This is a genomic window from Bacteroides sp. MSK.18.37, from assembly GCF_019129155.2.
Classification (GTDB): Bacteria; Bacteroidota; Bacteroidia; order Bacteroidales; family Bacteroidaceae; genus Bacteroides; species Bacteroides ovatus.
In genome coordinates this window covers 2,033,297-2,051,280 of the sequence record NZ_JAHOIB020000001.1, presented here as the reverse complement: position 1 = coordinate 2,051,280, position 17,984 = coordinate 2,033,297, and the positions used below count along the sequence as shown (strand labels likewise).

Here is a 17,984-nt window from a genome sequence, read left to right as displayed (position 1 = left end):
CTTTCAATACTTGATACTTTCTCGAAATGACTGAAGATATAAAGAATAAACTTTTAATGTGTGCGGAGATGTATCATCGCGCAGACTTTATACAAAGCGATCCGGTGCAGTTTCCCCATCGTTATACGCTGAAACAGGATATCGAAGTCAGCGGTTTGCTGACGGCGATTATGAGTTTTGGCAATCGCAAACAGATCTTGAAGAAAGCGGACGAATTGCACGGGCTAATGGGAGATTCGCCTTATCAGTATGTATTGTCCTGCCAGTGGGAGAAGGATTTTCCTTCAGGAGCAACCAATAGCTTTTATCGGATGTTGTCGTATGCTGATTTTTATGGATACTTTCGGCGATTATATATAGCTTATACACAGTTTGAAAGTCTGGAGGAAGCTTTGATGTTATATCCCGGAATACCAATGGAAAAGTTATGTGCATTTCTTGAAGTTTCTGCCAAAAGTCCTCAAAAGAAACTGAATATGTTTTTGCGTTGGATGATTCGTCGGGATTCGGAGGTCGATTTGGGGATTTGGGAAAGTTTTGATCGCAGAGATTTGATTGTTCCTTTAGATACACATGTATGCCGGGTAGCACATTATTTCAAGTTGACGGATACGGAAACTTTTTCTTTGAAAAATGCCCGTCAGATAACGGCAGCATTGGCTACAGTCTTTCCGGATGATCCTTGTCTGGGCGATTTTGCTCTGTTCGGCTTGGGGGTGAATGGGGAGATTTAAATAGATAAACTAATAGTACTGATTTTTCCGGCTATTATCGAAAATATAGTGTTTTCTTAAGTTATTTCGATTATAACCGGAAAAGTCGATATTAAACCAACTTTATTCGATTATAATCGAAAAACTGGAGAACTGTTAGAACGTTGTTATCTTGTTTGTGAAATCCCTCCAACCATTTGCGTTCTTATATTTTTCCACAGATTCGGCAGGAACACGAATGACGGTAATATCATCCGGAAATCCGTACCATACTTTTTCAAATACCTGCGGAGGTGTTGTCCCTTCTACCTTTACTTCTTTAATACCTGTATTATTGAAAGCCGAAAAATTAATCTGTGTGACGTTTGCCGGAATGGTTAATTGGGTCACTTTCCTATTACCACCCAGTAATCCCTGTCCCAATATCCGAATACTTTCAGGTATTTCGAAGCGAGCCAATTTCGGACATCCTTCAAGACAATAGGGGTGGATCATAGCTTCGGGGTCATCATTGAAAGTACTCCCGTAGGTGGTCACTTCCGCCAATTCCGGGCAGTAATAAAAGGCTCTTTGCGCCATGGTTGTAACGCCGTTCGGTAACTTCACGGTTGTAACGCTACTTTCCCGGAATGTTTCCAATCCGATTGTTTTTACATTTTCCGGAATCTCAATCGTTTTCAGTTGAGATGTCTTAAGGAATGCCTGTGCTCCGATTTCTTTTAGTGTCGCAGGCAGCAGCACTTCTTCAACGCCCGCATATACAAAAGTGCTGGCGGGAAGTTTGGTGAGTTTCGTTTGGCTTAAATCTGCTTTTTTCAAATTCCGGCAATAGTAGAAAATGTTTTCCTCCATCTGTTCCAAGCTTGATGGAAATACTATTTCCTGAATGGCCGAATTGAAGAAAGCCATATCTCCAATCGATTTTAATCCTTCATTGAGTACTACCTTTGCTGTTTGGCTGTTGCTGAAGGCAGCTTTCGGGATTGATCTCACGCTATTGGGAAGTATGATTTCATTGTATCCTTTCAATATTTCCGTCAATACTCCGTTTTCTATACGGACGGGTGAAACCTGAACAGAAAAGCTTTTCTGTTTTCCTTCCAGTGTGATGGTTACTTCTTGTTTTTCGACAGGCGTGGATGAAGAGAAACCGCTGATCTGTTCCGGGGTAACTTTTACAGGCCGTTGTTTCCCGTCATCATATTTGCCTGTCACGTTAAGGCCGGTTAAGTCTATATTCTCTCCTAATGCATAAATTGTTTTTGAGGGTAGCTGTTCTATGAAGAAATCTTCAAGTGAAGCCTCTATGGGTTCAACAGGATTTGCTGCCGAAGGTGAATCTTTCCTGTATTCGTCATTTTCGGTGCTGCAACTTAGTAATATTGTTCCCAAAAACATTTGCAGGCAAAGTGCTGTAATTATATAAAGTCTAGTTTGCTTCATGTGATAAAGGCTTAGTTAGGGAATTGGGTTAAACGTATTTCTACTTTTACGGCTTTTCCGGCTTCTACGGTTTTGCCGGAAGACCATATCTGATAGTTGTTAGGGCCGCCCCCTTCTTGTACCACGAATGTCAGGAACCGTTGCGACTGCGTTGCAAACCATTCCTCTCGTGGCAGTACAAAGGTGGCCATACCACTTTCATTTGTCTGTATGATTGCAGTTGGCAAAGTTAAATTATCTTTTTCAAAAACCTTATAATCCTTTTCATTATACATTTTTACGGGAACGCCCGTTGCAATTTTTCCATTCTCATCATAAACGGATACCACTACTTTTGCTTCTTTCATTTCTTCGTTTCCTTTTTCGCATGCTACCATGAAAAGCATGGCGCTTAATAGAATAACAATCTTCTTCATAATCTTTTCTTTTTTCTAATTTTTCGAATGCAAAAGTAATAAGATTGCATCAAATTCGGGTCGTGATGCAATCTCGAAAATCTAACACTTTGATTTAAAGTATATTGATATTCAATGGATTATGAAGGATGTATTCTAAGATTTCTAACACAGGTCTAACACCTATCCGAAAAGTGCTAAAAACAACTCTTTATTGGCCGTTTCTGCCGATTTGATACGTGATTTGAGCCGTGACTTGCGAGCATATACATTAGCTACCGTATCTTTCATAAACAAACTGATTACTTGTGGAGAGAAACCTACAAAAATATAACAAAGCAGTCGTATGTCAGCTTTTTTCATTGATGGAAAATCATTCCGCAACTTCTCCATTGCATTATCATGGCAGGTATTTACGATAAGTTCCAGTTCTTGCAACATTGCATTGTTCTCTGCAAAATCGGTGATAATCTGTTTCACTTCGTGGAACATGGCCGCTTGTTGTGATGCGGTATTCTCACGTTCATAGTAAGTCTTTCCCAGTTTGTCAATGATGTCGAATCGTGAAGCTATCAAACCTTTTAAATGGCTTTCTGCATTGCGCTGTCCTTCCATGTGTTCTGTCAGGATTTTGTATTGGGTGTTGGCTTCTTCCGCCAATAGCAGGTAGCGGTCGGTACGTTCGCGTTGCAGGCGCAGACGTTGACGGATGATGTAGTATGCTACCCCTATTATTAGAAAAATTACGCTTGCTATGGTAATCTCCCAGGTAGTACGGTTCTTCATCCGGTATTCGGCAAATTTGGAGCGTTCCTTGAAATAGTCACGTTCCACCATACCGGCGGAGAATTGCATATTTGAACGTGTCAGCGAGTCAGTCAGATAGATATAATGGTGTATCTTCTCTGTCGCTTTCTCGAAGTTTCTGGCCTGCGCTTCAATCCGATAAGCGGTGTATTGCAGGTCTGCCATGTCACGTATATCGGTGGAATGTGTTTCTGCAAGTGCCAGATAGTAGCGTGCGCTGTCTATACGGTTTTTTAGTAGATTCACATCTACTAATGTATGGTATCCGTATAACGTATCTTGCCGGGCAGAGAGTTCGATGCGTTGCAGTAGGTCATGAGGAATTTGTTTCTTGCCTGACACCACATAGAGAGAAGTAAGATTGGTGAGACTGGCTTTGGCTAACTTATTGTACTTGTGCTCATCAGCCAAATCGAGTGCGGCAGAATAGAGTCGCATGGCTTTCTCCATATCTTTTGAATTGAAAGTTGCGGCTGCCATATCGAGAGTTGCCTCTGTTTCTTCACGAGTGTTATCAGTCTGCCGGAAGTTATTGCGAGCTTCACGAAAATAATGATAAGCCCGGCTATAGTTCATTTGGTCATAATACACTTCACCGATTTGACTGTATAAAAGTCCTGCATAATAAGGCTCATTGGTATCTTTCAGTTTCTCTTCAATTTCTAGGAAAAGACGTAACGCTCCCGGTTTGTCTCCTGCGCGCAGTTTAACCCGTCCCCAATAATAGAGAGTTTTGCATTGGCGGCGTAAATCTTTGGGATGATGTTTATAATGGCTCCAAGCCTGGCGAATGAGCGAATCATTGGTTACTTTGATGTGATTTTTGTCTAAAGCCTCTGAATAAAGCAACGCATACCTGGCTTGTTCAGCCTGGCCGCCTTCCGATTTGAGTTGTTGTAATATTGTTAAGGCACTATCCGGCTTATTTTGTAACAGTGCTTCCGCCTCATCAAGCCGGGAAATCTGTTCTCTGTTATAACATCCTGTAAAAAAGAGAATTGCTAATAGTTTGAGTATAATTCTGCATTTCATGCTGTGAATGTAGTGAAAATATCGCGAATTTAGTTAAAGGCGTCCATAAATATTTCGGTGCTTGTTTTGAGAGTATGGGGATTGAAGAGATAATGAGTGCATTCTTTGTGTTTAATATTATAATTCATGGATGATAATTTTTATCTTTGCATTAGGAATCATTTATCTTTTGCATTTAAATTTTATTGAGGTATGGTAGATGTTTTAACAAAAGAGCAACGGCGGAAGTGTATGTCGAATATTCGTAGTAAAAATACGAAGCCGGAGATTCTTGTGCGGAAATATCTATTTTCCCAAGGTATTCGTTTTCGTGTTAATGTGAAAAAGTTGCCAGGAACTCCTGATATTGTGTTAAGAAAGTATAGAACAGTGATCTTTGTAAATGGCTGTTTCTGGCATGGACATGAAGGGTGTAAATATTATGTTTTGCCGAAGACCAATACAGAATTCTGGAAAGAAAAAATAGAAAGGAATAAAGAACGAGATTTGAAAGAACGAATGCAACTCCGAAATATGGGATGGCATGTTATCTTGTTATGGGAATGTCAATTGAAAAGTAAAGTCCGGGAACAAAATTTGAAAGGGTTAGTATATACTTTGAATAAGATAGTATTAGAAAACTATAATGCAAATTATACTTGTCTAGAAACTTTTCTTTGAATGACTATTAGGGGAAGAAAAAGGATATAGTGAAGAGTAAATGCTCTGCGCGAATATAAACTCTTCATTGCAAATTCTTCTCATAGTTTTCTATTTAGGGATATTCCTAAAATAATAAAATTTAAGGCAACTAATTCATTGCGAGTTAGTTGCCTTTTTTGTATCTTTAAGCATTCCCCCCCAAAAACGGTTTGACGGCCAAAACGGGGGGAATTAAAAATAAAAACACATGGTAAAGATACAAAAAATCTCAGAAATCGAACCTTGTTTAGGTTTTACCGAGTTCGATATGCTTAAAAAATATCGTCAAAGTTTTGCAACGAGTGAATTAGGTCGACTCCATTCTCTGTTCCCTTTCTCGGAACTGGCCCGACAAATGCATTTGAAGTCCTCTCCTTTGGGGCGTAAAAGTTATTTTTCTCCCGAAGGTAAAATAGCCTTGATGGTCTTGAAGTCCTATACCAACTTTTCCGATGCACAACTGATTGAGCATTTAAACGGTAATATTCATTACCAGTTATTTTGTGGTATTCAGATTGATCCGCTTCATCCACTGACCAATCCTAAAATCGTCAGTGCAATTCGTCAGGAACTAGCGGATCGCCTTGATATTGAGTCCCTCCAGCTCATTCTTGCCGAGCATTGGAAACCTTATCTTGAGAACCTTCATGTCTGTATGACCGATGCCACCTGTTATGAAAGTCATCTGCGCTTTCCTACTGATACCAAACTCTTATGGGAAGGTATTGTATGGCTTCATCGTCATCTGTGCAAACATTGCCAGACCTTGCACATACAACGTCCCCGTAACAAGTATCTTGATGTACGCCGTGCCTATCTTGCTTATAGCAAACTGCGTAAACGCAAGAAATCACAGACTCGTATGATTACACGAAGGTTACTTCAGTTATTGGAAAAGTTACTTGACCAGCTGGAGCAGCTTCATTCATCCTACAGGAACAGGCTTACACTATCCTCTGATTACCAAAGACGTTTCTCGGTCATACAGACAGTCCTTGAGCAAGGGAAAAATTTATTTGCAGGCAAAAAAGTGTCCAACCGTATCGTGAGTATCGACCGGCATTACCTTCGTCCCATTATCAGAGGCAAGGAAACCAAATCCGTTGAATTCGGAGCCAAAGTCAACAATATACAGATAGACGGAATCTCCTTTATAGAACATATCTCCTTTAAGGCTTTTAACGAAGGAGTACGTTTGAAAGACTGTATTCATCTGCAACAACAACTGACCGGGGTCAGGGTTAAGGCGCTTGCGGCGGATTCAATCTATGCCAATAATGCCAACCGGAAATTTTGTACAAAATATCATATAAGTACTTCCTTTAAGCGTAAGGGCAGAGCTGCCAAAGATGAGCCGCTTCGGAAAATCTTACGGTCGGAACTCAGCCGTGAAAGAGCTACCCGCCTGGAAGGAAGTTTTGGAACGCAGAAACAACATTACTCACTGGCCAGGATAAAAGCTAGAAACAGGAAAACGGAAGTACTTTGGATTTTCTTTGGGATACATACAGCCAATGCGGTATGTATGATAGAAAAGGTCGAAAAGAAAAAAAGAAAGGCAGCATAATCTGACTAAAATAACAGGAAAAACAGGAGAGGTTTTAACTTCCCCTAAAAAAGACATGTACATAATGCAAGGGTGGGAAGGAAAAAACAAGAATATGTAAACAATATTGTACAAAAAAGATAGAAGACTGGGAGAGTTGAACGAAAAAATCAAGAGAAAAGCTCACGTAAAGCAAAGCTTTTCTCTTGATTTTTTAGAAAGAGGAACATTTACTGAATATCCCTATTTACACAAGATTGTGGACAGTGTCTGAAAAATTATTCTTCTGTGAAACCGTGTTGTTTTAATGTTTTGAGATTTTGTTTACATCCCCATGCTAGACGATCATTTAAAGTTTTTTTTCCTGAAATAATTTCATTCATAACATTCCATTGCCAATCTTTAAGAATACGGCGATGTTTATCCCAAGCAACCATTTTTTGTATTAACTCAATGGTTATTCCGTGGTCTGCACTTGTACTGTCTTTTACAGTTGTTGACAGGTCTGTTTTTTGCTCCTCTGTGAGTTCATCAGCTTCTGCAAGCAGCTCAATATTATTCGTACAAACAATTTCGTAAATAGTCATAGCTTTCTTACGATTATTATCTGTAATTTTTCTATTGAATTTTATAGTATTTGCCATATCAAAACCCGCGAAAGATTGTTGACTCGTGGTTAGATAGCCTGTATCTTTTCCCCATTCTTCAATTTTTTTCCAGAGAGCGTATGGAATTGAACGCAATAATGCAGTTTCATATTCTTTTTGAATTGAATCAATATCTAAATTGTCAGCGGCTGACTTACGTTTTTTTAGTTGTTCATCTGTTGCAAAATCAGCCTTAATACTATTAATATCAATATTCCATTGTTGTTGTTTTATAGTTTCCCAACAATCTTCTTTTTTTGCCCATTCAATATAATGGGAACTTGGTGAGTTATGCAAAATGAATTCATTAAGTTGTTTCATTAATGAATAGAGTGCTGCTGACAACTCATCAGAGATCTTTTGATTTTTCCATATTTTTTCTAAATTAAGCTTATAATCAGTGAGGTAACCAAACAGTGAAATAGCATATGGTACAACTGCATTACGCATTTCACCAATGTTATTGGGTTTGATGCCATACAGTTTCTCTGCTTCCCGAAATAATATAAATTTGGCAATGACATCTTCAAAATATATTCCTGTAACTTTTTTAGGCAAGTTGTAGTTTATGAATTGGGCATAATTCTTTTCATTTCCGCGAACAACAATATGTGGACCGATAGTTAGTTTTTTGCCTTCTTGAATTTCCCCATAAGAATTGACGAATTTTGCTAAATCTGTCTTTTTGAACATCTGCTTCTTGGGATATTTTAAATCAAATTGTTTAGCTCGGGAAGGGGTAAATCCATCACGTAAGCGCATGTTTTTATATTGTCCATTAGCTCGTTCAAAAAACCAGATTGTTGGAATATTACGTTGTGGAGTAATGGGCGAGAATGAACGGCGTGATATTTTTTCCAATTCAATAAGTATTGGATTATTGGCCGAAAAATCTGCATTATTAACTTTGTTTTGAGTATTGGCATATTGGGAAATACGCGATACAATCTCACTGTAAGAATCAGCTTTTTTGATGACAGATATTTTCATTTGTACGAAAATATTTGAAATGTCAGCTTTGTCTTTATCCCAAGTATGATAAATGGAGGCGGTTGTTTGCCCACCATTTACAATTTGTAAGTTGCTGATTCTTTTTACATAATGCCCAGTCTCGTCAAGTTCTATGTTGTCAGCTGTTGCAGAGATTCCATTATTATAAGCTAAGAACATATGTGATTCTTCGTTAATGGTTTTTCGTATTCCTCTGTTTATTTTTCCAGTGAATTGTAGAAAGGAACGTACATTTTGTTCTAATAATCGAGCACCAAATTGTTTGTATAGCATTGCTAATCCTTGTCCTGGCATTATAGCAATGTATGATTCATAATCACTATTATCAATAGGAGCTTTCAAACAAGGAATTTTGATTTGCTGTTCATCAAAATCCAGTTCAATAGATATATGAGATTTTTCAGATATCGCGTATAAGCGGTTAATATCAAAGATATTGTAATAAATGTCTTGTCCGGCAACCTTTTCTTGTTTAGGGATATCGCCGTTGTAGGTACCGTTGGTGAGAATTATTGCATTGACCCGTACAAGTGTTTCTCTTATTTCTGGAAGTTTAGCTAAATCATATGCAAATTGAAAAATAGGTGATGATTCATCAATATCTTTAGCATATTCATTGTAAAATGCTTTTCGGAAAAAGTTTGTAATGCGTTTGGCCGCTCTATCTATTTCTTCTTTTGTAATTTTTTGTGGTACTTCTGTATTCTGAAAAATAGAAATAAATAAATCTATCGTTTCATAATTGTCAGACATTGCATAACCATTAATTTTGTGTTGCCCTTTAGTTCCTAGTTCTTTCTCATCATATGCAAATGTGGCATTTTCGGTTTCACCAGCTTCTGCAAGCATTTCTAATGCAATCTGTGTAAATAGCTGCTCTTGGCTTGCTCCATTTTCAGCAGTGTCTTGCATTGTTCGAATCTCTTGTAATAAGGATAAGTAGTATTTATTTATTTCGCTCATAAGATACTTATTTTGTCAAATACAGTATTTTCAGAAATTAAATAATCCATGCATTGTGAAAGTATAATTGAATACTTGATATCACCTATGCCATTACGGATCTCTTGTTCTTTGATACGTGGAAAATCTCCGTCTATTTTGTAGTAGTTTTCATTGCGAATTTGATAACATTTTTCTTCATATAGGTACTTATGTCTATCAAAGTATCCTGCTTCTAGAAGTTTATTGTTAAATAAGTTTTGGGCAGAAATATTGTCTTGCAACACCTTTCTAATAGTATCGATTTTACTATTTAGACTTTCACCGTTCTTTTTGGCTACTTCAACTGATAAGTGAAATAGAAATAAATTTCTTAATAATGTCTCGTCTAATTGTCTTTCATTGCTAATATTAACTTTCTGATGATTGTTGCCAGATGTGGTTTTTACTTCAATCGCCCAGTCATTGTACTGAAAGTCGCGTATTTCCTTATCTGTTCCTACCCAAGCGTTGAGAGCTGCAATAGCGTTTTGCCTGATGATAATCTTTTGTAAAAAATGTAATTCACCATAAAGCCCTTGTTGCTCTGATGATGTTAAACCTTCACCTTTCAACTTTTCGAAAAGTGCTTGCCATTTTTCTAATTGATTAATGATCGTTTTTGCGATTTGTTTTTCAGAATGTAATGATAAAACTGATTGTATCATATTTTCACACATGACTGCGAAAATATCGCGGCTTTGGTAATGTAATAACTTTATGATAAGTAGCTTGTTGCATGGGAATGATTTATCATGCATTAAGACAATTTGTAGATCACGCAAATTAGAGAAAGAGGAAATATCAATATGTGTATGTTCATTGAATGATAAAGCAATTCCACAATGTCTTTCTGGATTTTGAAAAATAGCATAAATAAATAATTCAGAATCATTTGTATATAATCGCTTTAACAATCCGATTTCGTTGGATTGTTCAATATTCTCCCATATTTCCAATATATTATTCATTGTCTTCTAAGTTATCATTGTTATCATCAAAATCAATTTCAGATTGATAATATTCATTTGCTAAAGAGGTATTTATCGCAAATTCTACAGTATGCTGTGTATTACTTTTGGGAAAAACAATAGCAAAACCAATTATTACATCATCGTTTTCCTGAAAAATAGTTATACTATTTTCATCTTTTGGATTTGCACCTAAAGGATCAAGCGGATAGATAATCAATAATGGATTATTTACATCACGGGATAATTCTCGAACAAGTTTAGGTTTTGGATAGTTCTTTTTCCAGTCTTTGTCTTGTTTTGATGCGAGCCAGGCATCAGATAAATCGGCATTATCCAAATCAATGAATTCATCTGTTTGCTTTCCGATAATATGATTCTTCTTAATTATATAAGTCTCGGTGTCTCCTGCTGTGTTTCGAATAAAACAACCTGCACTGACTTTATTTGATACTGTAAAATGTTTTGATGCGTTGGCCTTGTTCATTAAAGCAACACTCCATGCTCCGAGTTCCCCAGCTTGATTGAGTTTGCGAATAAAATTGCTGATTAATGTTAAATCTACTTTAGTAAGTTGTGGGGGGACTGTAAACTCTGAAAAGAATTTTAGAACATCTATGGGAGAGACTTTTAACCAGAGATAGTCATTGCTGCCTTTTATAAGAGGAATTCCCAACTTTGAAAGGAAATCTTGTGTTGCGACTAGGTTCTTGTGGATTACCCCTTTGTCGGTTGGAAGTTGATAAGTTTCAACTAAACGGCCAGACCATGATACTTGTATTCTATCTACATTGCGCATTTTTGTGATTGCTGTAATTTGTAATTGGCCTGGATGAGTACGTACTTTCAAAGCATATTTTTCTGGTGTAGCTTTTGCATTCCACATTGCGTCAAATTCCTCTCGTAAATCTTCACTTGCCATTGTAATGTGTCTGAACCATTCGTTGAGCTCACTGCTTGTGAATAAACGGCATAAATCAACATATCCGGGACGATAGCCAAACCAACGTCCCATTTGCATGAGAGTGTCGTACATTTTTGAGGCGCGTAAAAAGTAGCTTACTGATAGTCCTTCCAAAGTTAATCCTCGAGAAAGTTTGTCACCACCAATGGCTATTACTGAAATTCCTGTTTTTTCATTTTCGTAATACTCCAAGGTGTCAGCAGATTGACCGTTGATTGACATTATTTTGATTTTCTGTACAGCTTTATACAAGTTAGGTTTTATATCTTCCCAACTATGTATTTTTATTTTGCTGTCAATGTCTTTAAACGAAGAGTTTAGTATATTCTGTGTTGTAGTACAATATGAAATATAGTTTTCCGTATCAACTTCAAAAATATCTCGAAATTGTTTTAGGACGCCTTTGTCTTCTTGTTCAATACCTCGTTTGTAGTATAGAAATAAATTATTAATAATTTCTTTAAGTGAATTTTGCCAATTTAAATAACGGGAAACATGAATGAGCATTGAATTGTGTTTGTCTGCTTGTCCTCGTGCAATGCGAATGGCGCAAGTTACAATAAAACACTTTATAGCTGTTTGTAATGATATAGGTAGTGATGTTGGTGGTTCATCATCTTTCTTATGACTATCGGGAAAAAAGCTTTGATAATCATTTATTTTACGAACAATAGGTAATAAATCGTCGTTTGTATCATTTACTTCTAATGAGGTTCCAAAAATCTTTTCAGCGCCTATATAATTACTTGGTGCAGGTAGATTTATAATAAAATCCCGCGGGAATAGGTCATCTTTGTCAAGTGGAATAAAGATGTTGGCAAATGGGGTGGCTGTGTAGCCAACATATCCAAAGCGATAGAAATGTCCGGCGATTTTTCGTATCCATCCATTGATTGCTGTTGGTGCTTCATCTGCTTTTTTGGTGTTGATTGAGGCGTTATCGGCCTCGTCATCGATTATAAGTAAAGATTTATTTGTGATTCTTTTTTCACCGTTAATTTCTTGCGTTTGTGAAAGCAACCAAGTATTAAGACGTTTTAGTACAGTTGTATTTTTCTTTACAACAAGTAACAATGGAGTTTGAATATCAAAACTAATTCCCAAACTGTCAGCCAATGACTTTTTAAAATCAGATTTTATTGTGGTTATGGAAATGGCTGTATTATTATTGTCTAATACACCAACACCAATTCTGTTTGTACCGTTTGTTTGCCATGCTCTTTCGTGTGCTGTATCAAATCCTAAAAAGTCTTCATCTAATCGGTGTTGTGTTTGGCTGCGTAGATTGTTGTGCATACCTGCTAAAACGATGATAAGATTAAAACCTGCATCAGCTGCTTTGCATATCAGTCCTGTGTAATTAGCAGTTTTGCCAGATTGTACTTGTCCGACTACAAGTCCTTTTTTGTCTATACCTTTTACATTATGAATCGTTGGATCGTAAAGCTTGTCCAAAATGTCATCGGTAAGACGATCTATTTCATTAATAACTTTAGGAGCAAAATTTTTACTATTTTGTAGATAGGTAATATATCTGTTCCAAAATTTCCAATCACTATTTTGATGATTTGCTTTAAAATCTAGTAGCCATGGGGTATTTCGTTCATTGTCAAAAAGCATTTTGTATTCTTCTTGTCTGACATTATACAACTTCAATAATTCAATATGCAGTTGCTTTTTATCTATTGTCGGATAACACATAGCACTTCTTTCTATGGCAATGTTAATTTCTTCATCAGTTGCACTTGACTTTTCGCCAATGTTAGCACGGGAGTTTTTAAATGCTTTTTCTTGGCAATATTGATACAAATACTCTTTTAATTGTTGTGTATTTGTTGAAGGGAATTCAATTAAGCACTGTTCGATAATTTTGTTTATTGTTTCTGCATGGATAATAATCTGTTTGCTTAAACAATTCTCACAATATTTTTTTGCACTTTCATTCATATGAGTCTACAATTTCTATGAGTTCAGGAAAATTATTAAATGGTTCCATGCTGGCAAGTATAAGTTTAACTTGCTCAACATTCTTGCCTGTGGCTATTTGAGTTTTATAAATTTGTTTAATCATGAGTTTTACGACTTCTAAATTTGTTTCCTCAAATGGCTCTGTATTTACGCCTTGTTCCGATTCACGAATGAAGACAGATTTGGTCGGTATGGTTTCTTCCACAAAACGTAAAAGATATTCTATAGCTTTATCTGGTTCTATTTTTGCTAATCGTTTGAATTCGGCAATCATTAGATGATCTCGATTGATAATGAATGAGTATTTCTTTCCTTGCTTTTTTTCGAGCCAAAGTGGTTGAAATTCTTGCTGTTTCCTTATTGTAAGAATTTTACCTCTATGCCGAAAAACTTCTACACCACGATTACGGACTTCAAGAGCGTATTTTTTTATTTGTTCTCGGCATGTAAATGGTGGACGCGCTGTCGATTTTTTTATGTCAATTTGCCAATCTGTGTCTAATTTGTTGGGCAGGTCAATTTGAATACGTACTAATTTGTAATGTTCTTCTTTACGGAAAAGTCCTAACCAATCCCCTGCTAATATGAGTCGCTTGCCACGATATACATAAAATCCTTGTTGGTTAGTCCATCCGTTTATACCTTCGGCTGTTTTGTATATTTCTTCTGTAAGGTGACATTTATGTGGTAGAACATATCCTTTCATTTTGGCTTCATTGAAATGCTCTTCAGGAAATGCTTGCGTAGCTTTTTCTGTTAATAGAAAAGGATTCCATGTTAATCTCATGCCCCCAACAAAAGAGTTTTATATTCTTTTCTTCTATGAATCTATGAAAAGTCATAGACAAGTGCTGTCTGACTTTTTCCATTTGCTCTAAAAACTTGCCTTTTGCAATTTCATTAGAATTTAATGTGTTTGTAGGAATGATACGGTCTAAATCTGTCCATATGACAAGGGTGCCGGATTTTAATTCATCAAGTGCGTGTAAAAATATGTCTGGAATTGGATAGCGAATAAGTTCCCATTTATTCGTTTGATTTACATAATTCAAATCCCAAATCCAATAAATAGGAGCAAAACCTGCTTTTTTGCTAAGAACAATTAATTTTTGGCATTGTGAAAATGAAGCTGTTTTCAATCCCAGACCGAAACGTCCTAAGTCTTTTTCTGATCGTTCATCCATTGGATTTTTTGCACCAGGCTTCATTGCTTGTACAAGTTCTTCATGATTCATTCCACAACCATCATCTAATATTGTAATGAAAGAATTACCACCTTGCCATTCGGAATTAAACCATATGTTTTGGGCATTTGCTGAAATGGAATTGTCTATAATATCAGCAACTGCTGCTTCCAAATTGTAGCCGATTGCCCGAAAGGTAAGTATCATTGAGGAGGCACATGGCTCTGCTACTGTAGTATCTGTAATATTATAGTTCATAAGTAAATTGCTCTTTAATTTTATTAGCAATTTTTTCTGCTAAAATTACTGGGACTGCATTGCCTATTTGTTTGAAAGCAGCTGTTCTACTCCCCTCAAAATAATAATCATCAGGAAACGATTGTATTCGTGCAGCTTCCCGAACAGTAATTGAACGTATTTGTTTTAGTGACGGATAAATGTAATAATGTCCGTCCATTGCAATATGTGCAACAACGGTATGACAACACCCCTCATGGTTAACTACTTGAAAGCGATTAAGAAAGGCTTGTTTATTATTATGCTTTTGTAATTCAGGAGGTAAATCAGCATAATTAAGTCGTGCTTTTTTTTCTAACCATAATTTTATTGCTCGTTTGTAAATTTCCAGATCAATAAGATTATGGGGCCTGGCAATATGCTGCGTAGTGAAATCTAAGCTATTACGGACTTTAGATTGTTGTAAATATCCTGTAGCCGGAGCTACATATTGAACGATATCTGTTAAACTACCTTCTCCTTGCTGTCTTTCGGGTAAATCAGAAAATAAATCGGGTAAAATCTTATATGGATTTTCTTCTTTTTCTAATTCTGGATATTTTAAATTTAATTCTTTTCTCCATCCTACAATAATAACTCTTTCACGATTCTGGAGAACTCCGTAATCGGATGCCTTCAATTTTTTCAGTTCTATTTTATATCCTGCTTTGTCTATACCTTTCAAGATGTTTTCTAAATGAATTCCATTTTGTGCAGATAAAATGCCTGGAACATTTTCGAATACAAACATTTTAGGTTCATATCGTTTTAGAAATTGTAAATAGTATTTATATAAGAAGTTTCGTGGATCTTTTTTCATGTTTTTAGGATCACGGGCGCGTCCAACAATTGAATAGGCTTGACAAGGAGGCCCACCAATGATAAAATCTACTTGCTTATTACCTTTTAATTTATCAACCTTTATGAAAATGTCGGCTAATGTTTCGTCCGATATTTCTTCATTGATAACCGAGTCGATAACCTCGTCGGGAACTTTTTCCCAGAGCTTTTGTCCGCTTTCTCCTTCTTGTTTTTCTTTTAGATACTTAATATATTCTTCAAGTCTGTTATGCTGTTTTAGGTAATGGTAAGCCATTCTTGAACGTAGAGTATCACAAGCATATTTATTCATTTCGATATGGGCAATAGGAGTAAACCCGGCCCGGATAAATCCTTCAGACAAGCCACCTGCGCCAGCAAACAAATCTATAAAATTAAAAGTATATGCCATATCTGTTTTTTCTAAGTATAATATTCTATATGCATTTATATTACCTTCTGTATCATATTATATTTGTAGTGATATATAAGGTTGATGATGCGATTCTATAGCATTAGTCATTTAATATTGCAAAGTTATAAGATAATCTTCAAACATGCGAATAAATTTGTCTAAAATGCATAGATGAATTGTTTACCTTAATGAGAGTGTTTTTTTATTATAGAGTTGATGATAGGTTTCGAGTATAGAAGCATGAATTCACTATATGAAGTCATTCATGATAAGGTGGGCTTACGATGATATGTAGTCTGGCTGTCATCTGATCTACGCAAATAATTCTTATAAGTAGCTCCTGTTCTGTTATAGCGCCATTCGTTCCTTGACAAGATTGGGTATATATCTATTTTTTTCATATATATCACCTAATCCGAGTTTGGGGTATATCATTCCACCAACTCCGGGTAATACACTTCCTTGCGCATCTTTGGATGTATCGATAGCAAATGTCAGAAATTCGAATTTATTGCTTATAGATTCAGGAAACTCTTTTTGCAAGTTCTTTTGAGCATCCTTATACATTACTGGAGATAATATATAAATATTAAGCGGGTTCATTTTTTCCACCAATCTGGTTAGTTGTGTTTTTACCACACAGGAACTGCTTATAATTGATTTTACAACAATTAGAGTTTGACACTCTTCAATCGGCTCTATATAAGATTTTACAATCGGACTATATTCCAATTTTGTTGTTTCATCCAAAGTGATTCTCTGATTCCAAAAAACGGCTAATGCAACATTTTTCTGTGAAATAGAGCTTAAAACACCTTGTGCCAACCAGTCAGCATCTTCTGATGCACATGCCAGCATGGTATTTCCATACCTGCTATGTTTCTTTTCATCCAGCAAAGCTCCTAGTGCTTTGCCTAGTTTGTAGAAGGTATTACGATAAATTTCAATTGAGGTATTGGGATTGGATAAGATATGCATCAATTGAATAATATCTCTGTTCTTTTCGTATGTTATATTGGTATAAGTTCTCATATTCATTCTATTTCAACTTAATAATTCCATTAAATCCCAAATATTTGCAGGATTGGCTTTCTGTAACTTTTGTTCAATTTCGCTTGTCCAGACAACCTCTCCATTCATGTTGTGATAGTTCCAGTATACAGTAGTCCCTTTTTCAAGAAAACTGATTCCAAACTGATTTAGGAGAATCTTGCATTCTTCTGATATTTCAACGTTTGGATATGTTTTTATGTTCACATACCCTTTACCTATTGAATGTACAATATCCAAAATCTGTTGTAGAGATACACTTTCTTGTTCAACAGAATTCCATGCTCCTAAAATAGCAGCTGCAATTCCAAATAATTCATCATTTTCTGCTTGTTGTGATACTGTTATTTGCTGGATTGCTTCCTTAAATATAGGATGTGATAGAATTAATTGGTTGATACTAGAACAAGAAGGAAAATATTCTGATGTTGTATACGAACTAATTTCAGAAGGAACAGTAGATACTGAACTATTAGGATTTGAATAAATTAGTTTCAGTTTGAACTTCTCGTTTCTTTCTGACGAAATCTCTGTTTGTCTTTTAAAATCATATTTTAACTTACTAGTTTCCCATGTTAAATCTTTCACATCTTTTAGTTGATGATAGGTTTTATGAGCATTAGGTTCTTCAATAAAAAGATCATCAACAAAGGCGTCATGTAGTTGTGTCGTTAGGTGGACGTTACTTAATTGGGTAATATATTGATTCATAAATGAAACAATTTGGTAAGTTGCGTAGTAGCTTTCATAGATAGCTCCTTTGCTATTATTTTTCCCACCTTTGTGTTTATTCTTCAGATATTTCTTTTCTTTCTGGGTAATAGGCATATATTTCTTTTTCTGTTATTTCTTTAAAACGATCTATTTTAATACCATTTCGTACTATCTTATCAAAAAACATAGTTTTAGGACGGACCCATATTTCATGCTTACCATATAATGCCTGATAAACAACCATCTCCTCAAGTGTCTCACTATGCTGGGCAATACCCAGCATTTTATATAGTCCACCTTTAAAATGAATGAAATATCGTTCTTTTTCCATAATACTACCATTGTTCTTATGCAGGTATAAAAGTAG

Annotated in this window: 15 protein-coding genes; 3 read left to right on the top strand and 12 right to left on the bottom strand. The window is 36.0% G+C overall.

Annotated features, from left to right (window positions below; genetic code table 11):
- Nucleotides 1–26 precede the first annotated feature (26 nt).
- Entirely contained in the window at nucleotides 27–734 is a 708-nt protein-coding gene (locus KSX81_RS08650) for a TIGR02757 family protein (RefSeq protein WP_008774575.1), read from the top strand.
- A gap of 135 nt (nucleotides 735–869) precedes the next feature.
- Here KSX81_RS08650 and KSX81_RS08645 read toward each other — a convergent pair whose 3' ends face one another.
- From KSX81_RS08645 to KSX81_RS08635, 3 genes are all read right to left on the bottom strand, one after another.
- The gene (locus tag KSX81_RS08645) at nucleotides 870–2,156 is read right to left on the bottom strand and encodes a leucine-rich repeat protein (protein WP_008774574.1); all 1,287 of its coding nucleotides are present in this window, start codon (nucleotides 2,154–2,156) and stop codon (nucleotides 870–872) included.
- 11 nt (nucleotides 2,157–2,167) lie between these two features.
- Nucleotides 2,168–2,572 (bottom strand): hypothetical protein, encoded by a 405-nt coding sequence (locus KSX81_RS08640; RefSeq protein WP_008649835.1) that lies wholly within the window; start codon nucleotides 2,570–2,572, stop codon nucleotides 2,168–2,170.
- A gap of 162 nt (nucleotides 2,573–2,734) precedes the next feature.
- Nucleotides 2,735–4,390 (bottom strand): tetratricopeptide repeat protein, encoded by a 1,656-nt coding sequence (locus KSX81_RS08635; RefSeq protein ID WP_217725979.1) that lies wholly within the window; start codon nucleotides 4,388–4,390, stop codon nucleotides 2,735–2,737.
- A 192-nt stretch (nucleotides 4,391–4,582) separates the two neighbouring features.
- On the opposite strand from KSX81_RS08635, the gene KSX81_RS08630 reads away from it, so the two are divergent.
- Nucleotides 4,583–5,050 carry a very short patch repair endonuclease gene (locus KSX81_RS08630; RefSeq protein ID WP_008645002.1) on the top strand — a complete coding sequence of 156 codons (468 nt, stop codon included), beginning with the start codon at nucleotides 4,583–4,585 and terminating at the stop codon, nucleotides 5,048–5,050.
- A gap of 229 nt (nucleotides 5,051–5,279) precedes the next feature.
- Nucleotides 5,280–6,638, top strand: coding sequence for a transposase (locus KSX81_RS08625; RefSeq protein WP_217726205.1), 1,359 nt, complete (start codon nucleotides 5,280–5,282; stop codon nucleotides 6,636–6,638).
- A 257-nt stretch (nucleotides 6,639–6,895) separates the two neighbouring features.
- Here KSX81_RS08625 and KSX81_RS08620 read toward each other — a convergent pair whose 3' ends face one another.
- The 9 genes from KSX81_RS08620 to KSX81_RS08580 form a co-directional block, all read right to left on the bottom strand.
- Nucleotides 6,896–9,238, bottom strand: a complete 2,343-nt coding sequence (locus KSX81_RS08620) for an AIPR family protein (protein ID WP_032845194.1) — start codon at nucleotides 9,236–9,238, stop codon at nucleotides 6,896–6,898.
- Complete coding sequence (locus KSX81_RS08615) at nucleotides 9,235–10,227, bottom strand: PD-(D/E)XK motif protein (protein WP_032854843.1); 993 nt, start codon at nucleotides 10,225–10,227, stop codon at nucleotides 9,235–9,237. Before KSX81_RS08615 ends, KSX81_RS08620 begins: the two co-directional genes overlap by 4 nt.
- Complete coding sequence (locus KSX81_RS08610; RefSeq protein ID WP_032854844.1) at nucleotides 10,220–13,138, bottom strand: Z1 domain-containing protein; 2,919 nt, start codon at nucleotides 13,136–13,138, stop codon at nucleotides 10,220–10,222. The genes KSX81_RS08615 and KSX81_RS08610 overlap by 8 nt, the downstream gene beginning before the upstream one ends.
- A complete protein-coding gene (locus KSX81_RS08605; RefSeq protein ID WP_254884275.1) occupies nucleotides 13,131–13,946 on the bottom strand; it encodes a hypothetical protein in 816 nt (271 codons plus the stop codon). The genes KSX81_RS08610 and KSX81_RS08605 overlap by 8 nt, the downstream gene beginning before the upstream one ends.
- Nucleotides 13,888–14,601, bottom strand: a complete 714-nt coding sequence (locus KSX81_RS08600) for an ATP-binding protein (protein ID WP_254884276.1) — start codon at nucleotides 14,599–14,601, stop codon at nucleotides 13,888–13,890. Before KSX81_RS08600 ends, KSX81_RS08605 begins: the two co-directional genes overlap by 59 nt.
- A complete protein-coding gene (locus KSX81_RS08595) occupies nucleotides 14,591–15,850 on the bottom strand; it encodes a DNA cytosine methyltransferase (protein ID WP_032846858.1) in 1,260 nt (419 codons plus the stop codon). The genes KSX81_RS08600 and KSX81_RS08595 overlap by 11 nt, the downstream gene beginning before the upstream one ends.
- A 351-nt stretch (nucleotides 15,851–16,201) precedes the next feature.
- Nucleotides 16,202–16,891, bottom strand: a complete 690-nt coding sequence (locus tag KSX81_RS08590; RefSeq protein ID WP_050486515.1) for a hypothetical protein — start codon at nucleotides 16,889–16,891, stop codon at nucleotides 16,202–16,204.
- A gap of 6 nt (nucleotides 16,892–16,897) precedes the next feature.
- Entirely contained in the window at nucleotides 16,898–17,731 is an 834-nt protein-coding gene (locus KSX81_RS08585; protein WP_032854845.1) for a hypothetical protein, read from the bottom strand.
- Complete coding sequence (locus KSX81_RS08580) at nucleotides 17,691–17,948, bottom strand: DUF1653 domain-containing protein (protein WP_009000142.1); 258 nt, start codon at nucleotides 17,946–17,948, stop codon at nucleotides 17,691–17,693. The genes KSX81_RS08585 and KSX81_RS08580 overlap by 41 nt, the downstream gene beginning before the upstream one ends.
- Between the last annotated feature and the right edge of the window lie 36 nt (nucleotides 17,949–17,984).